The 13,911-nt window shown below is 64.7% G+C and carries 8 protein-coding genes, 1 other RNA gene and 1 pseudogene; 6 read left to right on the forward strand and 4 right to left on the reverse strand.

Going from position 1 to position 13,911, the window contains the following annotated elements:
* Window positions 1-28: 28 nt before the first annotated feature.
* The 3 genes and pseudogenes from BEK68_RS04670 to trxA all read right to left on the reverse strand — a co-directional run bounded on the left by BEK68_RS04670 (window position 29) and on the right by trxA (window position 3,450).
* A complete protein-coding gene (locus BEK68_RS04670) occupies window positions 29-1,402 on the reverse strand; it encodes a sigma-54 dependent transcriptional regulator (protein ID WP_004626248.1) in 1,374 nt (457 codons plus the stop codon).
* Between the two features lie 268 nt (window positions 1,403-1,670).
* Window positions 1,671-2,934 (reverse strand): annotated as a pseudogene (rho, locus tag BEK68_RS04675) (transcription termination factor Rho).
* A gap of 189 nt (window positions 2,935-3,123) precedes the next feature.
* The gene (trxA, locus tag BEK68_RS04680; RefSeq protein WP_004626253.1) at window positions 3,124-3,450 is read right to left on the reverse strand and encodes a thioredoxin TrxA; all 327 of its coding nucleotides are present in this window, start codon (window positions 3,448-3,450) and stop codon (window positions 3,124-3,126) included.
* A gap of 217 nt (window positions 3,451-3,667) precedes the next feature.
* On the opposite strand from trxA, the gene BEK68_RS04685 reads away from it, so the two are divergent.
* Window positions 3,668-6,523 carry a PD-(D/E)XK nuclease family protein gene (locus tag BEK68_RS04685; protein WP_012435303.1) on the forward strand — a complete coding sequence of 952 codons (2,856 nt, stop codon included), beginning with the start codon at window positions 3,668-3,670 and terminating at the stop codon, window positions 6,521-6,523.
* Window positions 6,520-10,041, forward strand: coding sequence for a UvrD-helicase domain-containing protein (locus tag BEK68_RS04690; RefSeq protein WP_012435304.1), 3,522 nt, complete (start codon window positions 6,520-6,522; stop codon window positions 10,039-10,041). The genes BEK68_RS04685 and BEK68_RS04690 overlap by 4 nt, the downstream gene beginning before the upstream one ends.
* A 63-nt stretch (window positions 10,042-10,104) precedes the next feature.
* Here BEK68_RS04690 and ffs read toward each other — a convergent pair.
* Window positions 10,105-10,203: signal recognition particle sRNA small type (gene ffs, locus BEK68_RS04695), an RNA gene on the reverse strand.
* Between the two features lie 126 nt (window positions 10,204-10,329).
* Here ffs and BEK68_RS04700 point away from each other — a divergent pair.
* The 4 genes from BEK68_RS04700 to recR all read left to right on the forward strand — a co-directional run bounded on the left by BEK68_RS04700 (window position 10,330) and on the right by recR (window position 13,901).
* Window positions 10,330-12,525 (forward strand): DNA polymerase III subunit gamma/tau, encoded by a 2,196-nt coding sequence (locus BEK68_RS04700; RefSeq protein WP_012435305.1) that lies wholly within the window; start codon window positions 10,330-10,332, stop codon window positions 12,523-12,525.
* An 85-nt stretch (window positions 12,526-12,610) separates the two neighbouring features.
* Window positions 12,611-12,958, forward strand: a complete 348-nt coding sequence (locus BEK68_RS04705) for a YbaB/EbfC family nucleoid-associated protein (RefSeq protein ID WP_004626260.1) — start codon at window positions 12,611-12,613, stop codon at window positions 12,956-12,958.
* Between the two features lie 23 nt (window positions 12,959-12,981).
* Complete coding sequence (locus BEK68_RS04710) at window positions 12,982-13,281, forward strand: antibiotic biosynthesis monooxygenase family protein (RefSeq protein WP_012435306.1); 300 nt, start codon at window positions 12,982-12,984, stop codon at window positions 13,279-13,281.
* Window positions 13,281-13,901: a recombination mediator RecR gene (gene recR, locus BEK68_RS04715; protein ID WP_012435307.1), complete on the forward strand. Its 621-nt coding sequence runs from the start codon at window positions 13,281-13,283 to the stop codon at window positions 13,899-13,901. Before BEK68_RS04710 ends, recR begins: the two co-directional genes overlap by 1 nt.
* Window positions 13,902-13,911: the final 10 nt, after the last annotated feature.

Genomic DNA, 13,911 nt, shown 5'->3' on the forward strand with positions numbered 1-13,911 from the left:
GATCGGAATGAAAACGATGAGCCCAGGCCTAGGCCGGGTGCAGTGGATGCTCTGCTCGAATGCCGTGCTTCTGCATCAACCGATACAGCGTGACGCGAGACACCGCCAATTCGCGCGCGGTCATGCCCATATGGAAGCCGTTGCGGGCGATGGCCGTGCGGATGGCATCGGACTCTGCACCCTCGCGCGCTTCCTCCAGTGTCTGGCCCGAGACGGATGCATAGCCTTCGAGGTGCAGGTCGGCCGCGGAGATCTTGCGGTTGTCGGTCATCACCAGCGCGCGGCGCACGCGGTTGATGAGTTCGCGCACGTTGCCCGGCCACGGGTAATGCATCATCGCGTGCAGCGCGCAGGGCGTGAACCCGCGGATCCGGTGCGACGCCTCGCTGGCATGCTGGGCCAGGATGTGTTGGGCCAGCAGCACGATGTCGCTGCCGCGCTCGCGAAGCGGTGGCACCGACAAGGTGAGCACGCACAGTCGATGAAACAGATCGGTGCGAAATCCGCCGTGGTGTTGGGCGGCTTCCAGATCCACGTGCGTTGCCGAAATGATGCGGATGTCCAGCGGAATCGCCTGGTGCCCGCCAAGCCGCGTAATCGTGCCTTGTTGCAGGAAGCGCAGCAGGCTGACTTGGCTCTCAAGCGGCAGGTCGCCGATTTCATCGAGGAACAGCGTGCCGCCGTTGGCATGCTCGACCCAGCCGATATGACGCTGATGCGCGCCGGTAAACGCGCCTTTTTCGTAGCCAAACAATTCGGACTGGATCAGGTGCGGCGGAATCGCCCCGCAATTGATGGCGATGAACGGCCCGCCTGCGCGCGAGGAAGCCTCGTGAATGGCCTGGGCAGTCAGCTCCTTGCCCGTGCCTGACTCCCCCGCGATGAAGGCTGGCGCGCTGTTCTGCGCGACCTTGCGGATGGCGCGAAACAGGCCGTGCATGGCAGGGCACTCGCCCAGCATGCGCGCATGATTGGCCTTCGGCGCTGGCGTGACTTCCTGCGCGAGCGAGGCCATGCCCCAGGCGTGACGCAGCGAATACGCAGCCTCGTCCGTGCGCAGCGGCATCTGCACGTAGTCCACGCAGTAATCGCGCACGAGCTGGCGCACGCGTTCGTGGTTCAGCATGGCCGGCGGCAGGGCCGCCACCCAGCCCACATGCGAGACTTGCATGCAGCGCTCGAGCAAATCCAACTCCGCAGCAGAGAACGCGCTGCCGAAATCGACCAAGCCCGCCTTGGGAACGCCGTCACGAATGGCACAGCCCAGTTCGCGCATCGACGCTACGCGTCGCACGTGCCAGTCCGCACCCAAAATCGTCTCGTCGATCTCCCCCATCCCCGCGCGTGACGCCACTACGACGGTTCGGCACGCGGCAGTACATTCCAGCGACTCTTCGCGCATGGTTTCCCCCGTTCGATTTTTCGTGTGGTTCGTTCTTTGCCGAGGCGGCCCGGCCAGGGCAGGCTTGCAGTATGGTTGCCGGGTTTCTCTTTTGCGATGACGTTTAAGGACGATGGTGGCAAACGCTTGCGCGCCCGGACTGTAATGCAAATGAACTAGCGAATTTCACGACTTTGACAAGAGAACACCGAGGAAAAACTTGTAGTTGACACAGCAATAAAAAAAGCGCACCACGATGGGTGCGCTTTTCGCTATGCAGGCAGGAGACTTAGCCGCCGCGTCGCATCATGTCGAAGAACTCAGCGTTGTTTTTCGTCGTCTTGAGTTTGTCGAGCAGGAATTCCATCGCCTCGACCTCATCCATGTCATGGATGAACTTACGCAGAATCCACACCTTCTGCAGGATGTCCGGCTTGATCAGCAGTTCTTCCCGGCGCGTGCCCGACTTGTTCAGGTTGATGGCGGGGTAGACGCGCTTTTCGGCCAGGCGGCGTTCCAGGTGCACTTCCATGTTGCCGGTGCCCTTGAATTCTTCATAGATCACGTCGTCCATGCGGCTTCCGGTTTCGATCAGCGCCGTACCGATGATGGTGAGCGAACCGCCTTCTTCCAGGTTACGTGCCGCACCGAAGAAACGCTTCGGGCGCTGCAGCGCATTGGCGTCGACACCGCCGGTTAGCACCTTGCCCGAGGTTGGCACCACAGTGTTGTAGGCGCGGGCCAGTCGCGTGATCGAGTCCAACACGATCACCACGTCCTTCTTCAGTTCGACCAGGCGCTTGGCCTTTTCGATGACCATTTCGGCCACCTGCACGTGACGCACGGCAGGCTCATCGAACGTCGATGCCACCACTTCACCGCGCACGGTGCGCTGCATTTCGGTCACTTCTTCCGGGCGCTCGTCGATCAGCAGTACGAACAGCTCGGCTTCCGGATGGTTGGTCGCGATGGCGTGCGCAATGTGCTGCAGCATCACGGTCTTGCCCGACTTCGGGCTTGCTACCAGCAGCGCCCGCTGGCCGCGACCGATCGGGGCGATCATGTCGATGATGCGGCCAGTGATGTTCTCTTCGGCCTTGATGTCGCGTTCGAGCGTGAGCGGCTTGTTCGGGTGCAGCGGCGTCAGGTTCTCGAACATGATGCGGTTCTTCACCGCTTCAGGAGGCTGCGTATTGACCTTGTCGACCTTCACCAGCGCGAAGTAGCGCTCGCCATCCTTGGGCGTGCGGACTTCACCTTCGATGGTGTCACCGGTGTGCAAATTGAATCGGCGGATCTGCGACGGGCTGATGTAGATGTCGTCGGTGCTGGCCAGATACGAGGTTTCCGGCGAGCGCAGAAAACCGAAGCCATCGGGCAGCACTTCAAGTGTGCCGTCCCCGAAAATCGTTTCCCCCTGTTTCGCCTTCTTTTTCTAGGATGGCAAACATCAATTCCTGTTTGCGCATGCGCTGCGCGTTATCGATCTCCAGCTGCCCCGCCATTTCCAGCAATTGGGACACGTGCAAGGATTTCAGTTCTGTCAGATGCATAGACGAAAGATGAGGGAAGGGCCCGAACGGGCGGCGAAACGAGAAACGGGGGAGGGGGGGCAGGTCGAGCGAACGCTCGGGGAAACAGATTGGCTGCAATCTTAGCACAACGCTGGCGGGCTTCCAGGCGGAAGTGCGCCAGCGTGTGTGTGGGGCAACGCGAAAGGTCGCCTATAGCCGAAAAACGGCTTACAGGTGGCTGTCCAGGAATGCAGTCAGTTGCGACTTGGACAGCGCGCCCACCTTTTGCGCGGCCACAGCGCCATTCTTGAACAGAATCAGCGTTGGGATGCCGCGAATGCCGAACTTGGCCGGCACGCCCTGGTTCTCATCGACGTTGATCTTGGCGATTTGCACCTTCTCGCCGTAGTCCTTGGAAACCTCGTCCAGGATCGGGGCGATCATTTTGCAAGGACCGCACCATTCGGCCCAGAAATCGACCAGCACGGGTTTGTCGGACTTGAGCACGTCTGCCTCGAAGGACGCGTCGCTCACATACTTGATCTGTTCGCTCATGGCGGGAACCTCTGTTATTTCGTAAAAGCTGGCGACGTGCGCCGAACCCATACATTACACGATTACACGGACCGGCGTGCATTGAGACCACTGTCGGCGCGGATGCTGCTGATATAGTACCGACGCCTCTATTTTCAACCGATTCGACTGTTGATTGTGGCTATCTCGCAGATAGCCGCAGGTCTTCGCTTCCCGGTATATCGCCATATTCCCTCGCATGCAGACGCTTGCCTTCGCGCCTGGCCCAGCATTCCTTTCCCGTGCCGCCGACGCTGCATGGCGCTTTCTGGATGCGCATGCGCAATCCCCCGGTACCGCGACGATCGTCGTGCCGACAGCCGCGCAGATTCCCGGGGTGCGCAGTGCCCTGCATGCCAATGCGCAAGCGGCCGGCACGCCGCGTTTGCTTCCGCGCATTCTGACCCTGGGGCATTGGCTGCTCGATTTGCCACCGGAAGCAGGTTCGCCCGCCGGGCGCACGCCGCTGTCGCGATTGCTTGCGGTGCAGCAGGCGCTCAAGACGCAGGCTTGGCTGCGTGAAGCGCTGGGCGCGCAGGACGATGCCGCCCTGTGGGGCGTAGCGCAGGTGCTCGTGACGGTGTCGGACGAGTTGTCGCAACGTTGGCTGACGCTTGATGCCGCACACAGTGGCGCAGATAGGCGGCCTGATGCGCTGGAGTCGGCGTTGGCGGAAGCGTTGGAGCGCACTTACGCACAATTGTCCGAACGCTTTCTCGGCACCGAATCGCGCATTGTGCTGACGTTCTGGCGGTTGCTTTCAGGCGCGGCGGACCCGATTCCAATGCGGCTGCGTGCCATGCGGCGCTTGCTGGACGAATTGCACGGCCCCATCGTCTGGATGAGCCCGTCGGACCCTGAGGCGGTCGATCTGGATTTCCTGCAGCGTGCCGCCGAGCGCGTGCCAGTGCTGAGCATCGGCTACGACTGGAATGCGCCCGAGGCCGGCACATCTGCGACGCCTTCCACGCATGCGGATTTCCGCGACTTGCTGCTGCACGCCTGGCCTGAGTGCGCGACGGCCGCACAGGCTGCGGACGATGGCGCCGATGCGCGGATGCAGGCGCCAATCCTGCGCATTGCTGGTGCTACACGCTTTGAGGACGAAGCGGCCTTCGCCGCGCATACGCTGGTCGATTGGTTGAACGCCGGGCGCCGCTCGTTGGCGTTGGTGGCGCAGGATCGCATCGTTGCGCGGCGCGTTCGCGCATTGTTGGCGCGCGTGAACGTGCCGGTGCGGGACGAGACCGGCTGGAAGCTTTCCACGACGCGCGCCGCCGCAGCGCTCATGCGCTGGGTCGACGTGGTGCAGGGCGATGGCGACACCGCTGCGCTCCTCGATCTCGTCAAAAGCCCTTTCTGTCTGCGTGACGCCGATGCCGGCACGGCCACGCCCGCATGGGTCGCAGAACTGGAGCGCCGAGTGCGCCGGCACAACGTTTCGGGTGGCTGGGGGCGGCTGCGCCGGCTGGTGGCGGATCGCCCCGCCAATGATGCCGATGCCGATGCCGATGGCGAAGCGAAGGTCAGCCGCCTGGCCGATCGCCTCGGCGTGCTGGCCGACGAAGCTGCGCTGTGGCGCCGTGTCGGCAGCGCGACGCTTGACGCGTGGGTAACGCTGCTGGCAGGCACGCTCGATCGTCTGCATATGCGCACCGGCTTGCAGAACGACGACGCAGGGCGCCAATTGCTCGATTGGATCGACCGCCTGCGGGCATCCATACATGGCAGCACCGATGCGGGCGCGCGTTTTTCGCTCACGGAGTGGCGTGCACTGCTGTCGATGCTGCTCGAATCTGCGGTCTTCAGTGAGCCTTCACCGCCTGCTGATCGGCGTGTTGTCATCCTGCCGCTGAATGGTGCGCGCATGCGGCGCTTTGATGGTGTCGTGGTGGTGGGTTGCGACGATGCGCAGTTGCCGTCGGCGCAGCCGGAGTGGCTGTTTTTCTCCAACGACGTGCGCCGTGAACTGGGTTTGCCCGACCGCGCGCAGCGCTTTGCGCAGCAGGCGCGCGATTTGGCTGAAGTGTTGCTCAACCAGCCCGAGGTCGTGTTGACCTGGCAGCGCCACGGCGGACGCGGCGAGCCGCATCGCCTTTCCGGTTGGCTCGAACGCCTGCAACGCCGGTTGGCGGTGTGCGGCGTGCGTATTGATACGTCCGTCGTGTTGCCCAGCCTGCAGACCACGAGCCAACCAGCCGGCATGCCAGCGCCGGCCGCGCCTGTGCTGGTGCCGTCCACGCTGAGTGCGGCCGCGTACAACAGCCTGCGCCGCTGTCCGTACCAGTTTTTCGTTGGTCGCATGCTTCGCCTGGGCGAGCTGGAAGAGGTCTCCGACGAGCTGGAGAAACGCGACATCGGCGAAATCCTGCACGCAATCCTGCATCGCTTTCATCGGCAGTTGCTGGAAGTGCCGATGCATGACCCGGCTGATCGTCAGGCGCTCCTGCAGGCCATCACCGACGAACAGTTCGGCCCGCTGCTGGCCGAGGATGGCAACGCACTGCGCTTCTATCGGCGTTGGCTCGGTGTGATGCCGTCGTACCTGGCGTGGCAGGCCGCGCGCGAGGCTGACGGCTGGCGCTTTGAGGCTGGCGAGGTCGATGTCGATACGTCGATCACGTTGCGGGACGAGCGCCCGCTGCGCTTGCGCGGCCGTATCGACCGCATTGACGTGCACGACGAACACGGCGTGGCGGTGCTTGATTACAAGACGCAATCGCAGATGGTGCTGGTGCGTCGCGCCAAGGCACCGTTTGAGGATTGCCAGCTCCCGTTTTATGGCGTGCTCGATGCGCGTGCAGTTGCGGGCGGCTGGGTTTCGCTCGACGGCGAGGCGCGCGGGGACAAGCGCGACGTTGCGTTGCCCGACTTCACGCAAGTCGTCGACTGGTTGATTGAACAGATGCAAAAGGACATGACGGCTCTCTCAGCCGGTGCGCCGCTGCCGGCCTTCGGTGATGAATCGGCGTGCCGTTACTGCGCGGCGCGCGGCCTGTGCCGCAAGGGATACTGGACCGACGGTGCTCCGCGCGAGCCGGAGAGCGCGGCATGAGCGATCACGCTTACGAATGCGACGGCGCACCCGTCTCGCCTGAAGCCTTCTCGCGCGCTGCGTGCGAACCGCAGCGCTCGGTCGTGGTGGAAGCATGTGCGGGCAGCGGCAAGACGTGGCTGCTGGTCACGCGTATGTTGCGCTTGCTGCTGGCGGGCGCCGCGCCGTCGGACATTCTCGCCATCACGTTCACGCGCAAGGCCGCCGAAGAAATGCGCCAGCGTTTGCTGGACATCCTCGCGCAACTGGCCGCCGCCGACGATGAGGGCGTCGTGCGCGAACTCGTCGCGCGCACGGTGGACGAGCGCGATGCGCCGGCGCTGATTGAAACCGCGCGAGGCTTGTATGCGCGCGTGCTGGAGTCGCCCTCGCGCATGGCGATCGATACGTTCCACGGCTGGTTCGGGTCGCTGCTGCGCGGTGCGCCGCTGTCGTCGGGGGTGCAGCAGGGCGCGTCGTTGCGTGAAGATGCCGGACGGCTGCGGCGTGAAGCGTGGGCGCCTTTCTGGCGCGGCCTGCTGGCGGAAGATCACGCTGAGTTGCGCGCCGCGTATGAAACGCTTGCCGATCTGGTCGGCGATTTCCAGGCCGGTCGCCTGCTCGATGCAATGTTTCATCAGCGCAGCGATTGGTGGGCGTACAAGGCGCAGGCGGGCGGCCGTCCGCTGGCTGCGTTGGACGAACTGCTTGGCGACGATGCGACGGTCGATCCGTTGATCGAAGCGCTGCAGGATGCGGCATTGCTGGCCGACATGCTGCACGTGTCCGGCTGGCTTGGGCAGGGCGGTGCGGCCGAAGGCAAGCGCGCGGTGGCCATCGAATCGGCGGTGACTGCTGCGCGCGGAATGGATGTCTCTGATGAAGCCGCGCGCGTACGAGCATTTGATGCGCTCTTTGCGGCCTTCCACACGCAGGCCGGCAAGGCGCGTGCCTGCAAGCCGACCAAGGCACTGATCAAGGCCGTCGGCGACGAACACGCGCGAACGCTGGTGACCCTGCACACTGCGCTCTGCGAGGCGCTGACCACCATCCAGGCGCGGCGCCAGGAAGCCCGCGTGCGCGCCGCCAATGCTGCATTGTTCGCTCTGGGTGACGCACTCATCGATCGCTACCAGGCGTACAAACGTCAGACGCGCGCGATGGATTTCACCGATCTCGAATGGGAAGCGGCGCGCCTGATGCAGCAAGACGACACGGCCGCCTACCTGCAGGTGCGGCTCGACGCGCGCTACAAGCATCTGCTGCTCGACGAGTTTCAAGATACGAACCCGATGCAGTGGCGCATCCTGCAAGGCTGGCTGGCCGGTTATGCGGGCACCGGCACGCAGCCGAGCGTATTCCTGGTGGGCGATCCCAAGCAATCGATCTACCGTTTCCGTCGTGCGGATGCCCGGCTGTTCGATGCTGCGCGTGAAATGCTGGTCGCAGAATTCAACGCGACCGTGCTGCGCACCAACCGCACGCGTCGCAACGCGCCGGCGGTGCTGGAGTGGGTTAACGCCGTGTTCCTGCAGGCGCGGGCGCGCGGCGACTATCCCATCTACGCCGAGCAAAGCACGGCCGTGGATGCGCCTGTAGGCAAAGCGCTGCTGTTGCCGCTGGTGCCCGTGTTGGAAGCCGAGCGGGTCGACGAAACCACGCCACGCGACACGCTTACCGAACCGCGCGAAGAGGCCGGCGATTCGCAGCGATATGCAGAGGGCCGCCAAGTAGCCGCCTGCCTGCGCGCGTTGCACGCCAGCGAGCGCATTCGCGAAGGCGGCGTCGAGCGCTCCGTGCGCTGGAGCGATTTCCAGCTGCTCGTCCGCCGCAAGCGCTACCTCGCCGATTACGAACGTGCGCTGCGCGACGCCGGCGTGCCGTATCTGAGCCCGCGCCGTGGCGGTCTGCTGGCGACGCTCGAAGCCCTCGATCTGTGCGCGCTGCTTGATTTTCTGATGACGCCGCAGGCCGATCTGTCGCTTGCACATGTGCTGCGCAGCCCGGTGTTCGCCGCCACGGACGATCACCTCATCGCACTGGCGCAGTTTGGCGAAGGCACTCTCGCATTGACATGGTGGGAGCGGTTGACTGCCTTGGCCGGTCAGGCTGATGCGTCGGACACCTTCCACTATGCGCATCGCATGCTGTCGCGCTGGCTGGCGGTGGCGCCCACGCTGCCCGTGCACGATCTGCTCGATCACATCGTCTACACCGGCGAACTCAAGCGCCGCTATGCCGAACGCGCGCCCGCCGCCAATCGCGATCAAGTGCTCGCCAACCTGGATGCGTTTTTGAAGCTCGCCCTCGATCTGGACGGTGGCCGCTATCCGAGCCTGCCGAAGTTCATGGCGGAGCTGCGGGCCATCCGCCAGGGCGACGAGGACGAAAGTCCCGACGAAGGCATGCAGGGCGACACCGATGCGCCGGATGCCATCGATGCCGAAGTTGCCAGCGAAGGCCTCGATGCCGCACAGATACTGACCGTACATGCCTCGAAGGGGTTGGAAGCGCCGTTCGTCGTGCTGCTCGACAGCCACCATAGCGACGCGCGTGTCGATACCGCCGGCATCCTGATCGACTGGCCGCCGGGCGCGCAGGCACCTACGCATTTCTCCGCGTTTGGCAAGACGTCCGAGCGGGGCCTCGCACGCGATCCGCTCTTCAAGCAAGAACATGATCTCGCCGAGCGCGAGAACTGGAATCTGCTTTACGTGGCGATGACGCGCGCGCGACAAGCGTTGATCGTTTCCGGCGTCGCAAACAAGCGTGATGCCGCTGCAGCCCAATCTGTCGATGAGGGCGACGCGCCCGAAGTGGACGGCACGGCGAGCTGGTACACACACCTTGCCACGGCGGGCGTGGCGTCACCCGCGCCCATGGTGGATGGCGCAGCCGATTCGGCTGACAATGCGGCAGGGCCTGAGGCAGTCTCCTATCACGACTTCCGCGCGCCGCTTACGGTGACAGTGCGTGTCGGCGCCGCTGGCGCATCCGCCGAGGGCCCCGCCGATATCGTCTTCGACCAAGGCGCCGTCGCACAGGGCGAACTGCTGCATGCGGTGCTCGAGCGCCTGACGCGTCGCGGCTTGCCCGAACAGGCGCCCGACGCTGAGACGATCGCGCGCTGGTTCAGCGCCACCGGCGTCACGCAGGCCGACGCCACACGCACCGCTGACGCCGTGCGCAGAATGTTTTCAGCCGAGACGCTGATGCATGTCTTCGACCCTGCGTGTTTCGACGCCGCACATAACGAGATCGAGCTTTTCGCTCCGGACGGTGCGCTGTTGCGCATCGATCGCCTGATCGAACGCGGTAACGACATCCTCGTGGTCGACTACAAGCTGCGCCTGCTGCCCGTCGAACGCGCCGCCTATGCGGATCAGCTGCGCGGCTATGTGGCCGCCATCTCGCCGATGTACCCGGGTCGCAACGTGCGCGCGGGCGTCGCCACCGCGCAGGGCGAATGGATCGACCTGGACGCGTTACCCAAGCCGGTACAGACGTCACACGACGACAGCCAAGGCGCGCTGTTCTGATGCGGGCGGCACAGACGACACAGACGAAAAAGGGGAGGGTGATGCGGGAGGAGGAAAGAGAAGGGGGACGAGCCTGACCCTCGGCACTGGCGGAAAACGGCTGTGGCTGCTTCGTTCCCGACCTGACCAGGTTGACCGCGCCACCATGCGAGGAGGCCCGTCCGACCGCCATTGTAACCGACTCGCACGTCCCCACTTGAATATCCTTGCAATTCGCTCGGCGCGCATGGAGGTTGACGCCTCCAAAACCGCGTCGGAAATCCACCTCGCTTTGCTACAATCCGCCGCATGAGTTATCAAGTGCTCGCCCGCAAGTGGCGCCCTCGCGATTTCACCACGCTGGTCGGTCAGGAACACGTGGTGAAAGCGCTCACGCATGCGCTCGAACAGCAGCGCCTGCACCACGCATACCTGTTCACGGGTACGCGCGGTGTCGGCAAGACGACGCTGTCGCGCATCCTTGCCAAATCGCTCAATTGCGTCGGCGCGGACGGGCAGGGCGGCATCACTGCGCAGCCGTGCGGCGTGTGCCGCGCCTGCACTGAAATCGATGCCGGGCGCTTTGTCGATTACATCGAGATGGATGCCGCCTCCAACCGCGGCGTCGACGAGATGGCCCAGTTGCTGGACCGCGCGGTCTATGCACCCACAAGCGGCCGCTTCAAGGTCTACATGATCGACGAAGTGCACATGCTGACCAACCACGCCTTCAATGCGATGCTGAAGACGCTGGAAGAGCCGCCCGAGCACGTCAAGTTCATCCTCGCGACCACCGATCCGCAGAAGATTCCGGTGACGGTGCTGTCGCGCTGCCTGCAGTTCAACCTCAAGCAGATGCCGCCGGGGCACATCGTGTCTCACCTCGATCGCATCCTTGGCGAAGAGGGCATCGCCCACGAGCCGAACGCGCTGCGTCTGCTGGCCGCCGCCGCCCAGGGTTCGATGCGTGATGCGCTGTCGCTCACCGACCAGGCCATCGCGTACAGCGCCGGCGACGTGAGCGAAGCCGCCGTGCGCGGCATGCTCGGCGCGATTGATCAGAGCTACCTCGTGCGCCTGCTCGATGCACTGGCCGATGAGAACGGCGCCGCGCTTGTCGAGATTGCCGACGAAATGGCCGGGCGCAGTCTGAGCTTCTCGGGCGCGCTGCAGGATCTTGCATCCCTGCTGCAGAAGATTGCGCTGGCGCAGGTCGTGCCCGCCGCTGTGCAGGACGATTGGCCAGAGGCTGATGATGTACGCCGCCTTGCCGAGCGGTTCGATGCGCAGTCCGTGCAACTGTTCTACCAGTTTGCCAACCTGGGCCGCAACGAATTGGCGCTCGCGCCGGATGAGTACGCCGGCTTCACGATGACGCTGCTGCGCATGCTTGCGTTCCAGCCCGGGCAGTCGGGTGGGGACACGGCGCCGCCTTCTGGCGGTGGCGGCGGGAAGCGCGCGATGCCGTTGGCTGCAACGCCAGCCGCATCGACGCGTCCGGCGGTTACGGCGACTGCGCCTGTGGCGGCGCCGGTTGCTCAGGTGGCGCCGGTGGCGGTGCGTCCGGAGCCGGTGGTCGAGGCGCCGCGTGCGACTTATCAGGCAACACCGCCGGCGCCTGCGCCCGTTGCTGCGGTTGCGCACACGCCGGCTGCAGCGCCAGCGCGTCGCTCGCCGGCGATGGAAGCCTTGGCCGCAGCCCGCCAGGCTTCGAACCGTGGCCGTGGCGGTGCTTCCGCACCTGTCGCCTCGCCGGTAGCCGCGCCTGCGCCTGCCGCACGTCCAGCTGCGCCCGCTGTGGGTCCACGTCCGAATCCTGCTGCTGCTGCGCCGGCATCCGCGCCGCCGCGCCGCGAACAGCCGGCTGGCGCTGCCGCTGCGTCCGATGACGGGCCGCCGCCCTGGGATGAAATGCCAGGCGAATTTGCTTCGCCGCCGCTTGACGAGATGGACGCCGCGTTTGCCGGCTGGGATTCCGCGTCGAGCATGCGCCCCGGTGCGCCTGAACCGGCAGCACGTCCAGCGCAGATCGAGGCGCCGTCAGCCGCGCTTGTGCCGGTCACGACGATCGCCCCGGAGCCGTTCGCCGCTGCTACGCCGCCTGATCTGAGCGCCAGCAGTCTTACAACGTTCGACGGCAGTTGGCCGGCGCTGGCGGCCAGCCTGCCGATCCGCGGCCTGGCTCAACAGCTGGCTTACCAGAGCGAGTTGGTGGCCGTGGAAGGCGCCACGATGCGCCTGCGTGTTCCGTTGCCCCCGCTGACCGACGCCAATGTCGTCGAGCGTCTGGAGGCAGCACTCACGGAACACTTCAGCACGCCCGTTCGCGTGGCGTGTGATATCGGACCGGCGCGCGCCACCGCGGCGGCGGTGGACGCCGAGCAGCGCGCCGAGCGCCAACGTAGTGCCGAAGACGCCATCGCCGCCAACCCGTTTGTTCAGGCTCTGGTCCGGGACTTTGCTGCGCAGGTCGTCCCCGGATCGATCCAACCGCACGCGCACTGAACGGAATTTCAGGACTGAACATTGAACCCCGGCGTGCCCCGCTGAGCGGCACGCCTTGCACGACCCATTCCAAGGAGCAATGACCATGATGAAAGGCCAGATCGCCGGGCTGATGAAGCAGGCCCAGCAGATGCAGGAAAACATGAAAAAGGCGCAGGAGCAGCTCGCCCTGATCGAGGTGGAAGGCGTGTCCGGCGCGGGCCTCGTGAAGGTAGTGATGACCTGCAAAAACGACGTGAAGCGTGTGTCGATCGACCCGAGCCTGCTGGCCGAAGGCGAAGACAAGGATCTGCTGGAAGACCTGATCGCCGCCGCATTCAACGACGCCGTGCGCAAGGCCGAGGCCACCACGCAAGAGAAGATGGGTTCGCTCACTTCAGGCCTGGGCGGTATGGCCGGCATGCTGCCGCCCGGCTTCAAGCTGCCCTTCTAAGCAACGCCCGCCAGGATTGCGCCATGGTGCTGGAATCTGCACTGCTGCACGTCACGCCCGGCCAGGAAGCCGCCTTCGAGACGGCCTTCGGCGAGGCTCGCCACATCATCGGTGCGATGCAGGGCTTCGTTTCGCTGTCGCTGTCGCGCTGCATGGAGAAGACGAGCGACTATCTGTTGCTGGTGCAGTGGCAGACGCTGGAAGACCACACCATCGGCTTTCGGCAATCGCCCGAGTACCAGCGCTGGCGTGCGCTGCTGCACCACTTCTATGATCCGATGCCGGAAGTGCTGCACCACACGACTGTTGTGGAGCACGCGTGATGCGTAACGCTCCAGGCACGCCGTCGGCGCTGCAGATGCTGGTTGAAGCCTTGCGCGTGCTGCCGGGCGTGGGCCCCAAGTCTGCCCAGAGGATGGCGTATCACCTGATGCAGCATGACCGCGAGGGGGCGGCGCAGCTGGCACAGGCGCTGTCTGAGGCAACGGAATCGATCCAGCACTGCAGCCGCTGCAATACCTTTACCGAGCAGGAAGTTTGCGAGACCTGCTTGGACACGCGCCGCGATGCATCGGTCCTGTGCGTGGTGGAAACGCCCGCTGATCAGATGATGATCGAGCAGACGCTGACCTATCGCGGCCAATACTTCGTGCTGATGGGGCGGCTCTCGCCGCTGGACAACATCGGCCCGAAAGAGATCCACCTCGAACGCTTGCTGGCCCGTGCGACCGATCCTGCGCTGGGCGGGCCGTGCACCGAGGTCATCCTCGCAACCAACTTCACCAGCGAAGGTGAGGCGACAGCCCATTACATTGGCGAGATGTTGAAGGCGCGCGGCATCAAGGCGACGCGTCTTGCGCGTGGCGTGCCGGTAGGCGGTGAGCTGGAATACGTGGACGCGGGTACCATCGCTCGCGCCGTGCTGGACCGGCGCCAACTCTGATCTTCCGCAG

Source organism: Ralstonia pickettii (assembly GCF_001699815.1).
In the GTDB taxonomy this organism is placed as follows: domain Bacteria; phylum Pseudomonadota; class Gammaproteobacteria; order Burkholderiales; family Burkholderiaceae; genus Ralstonia; species Ralstonia thomasii.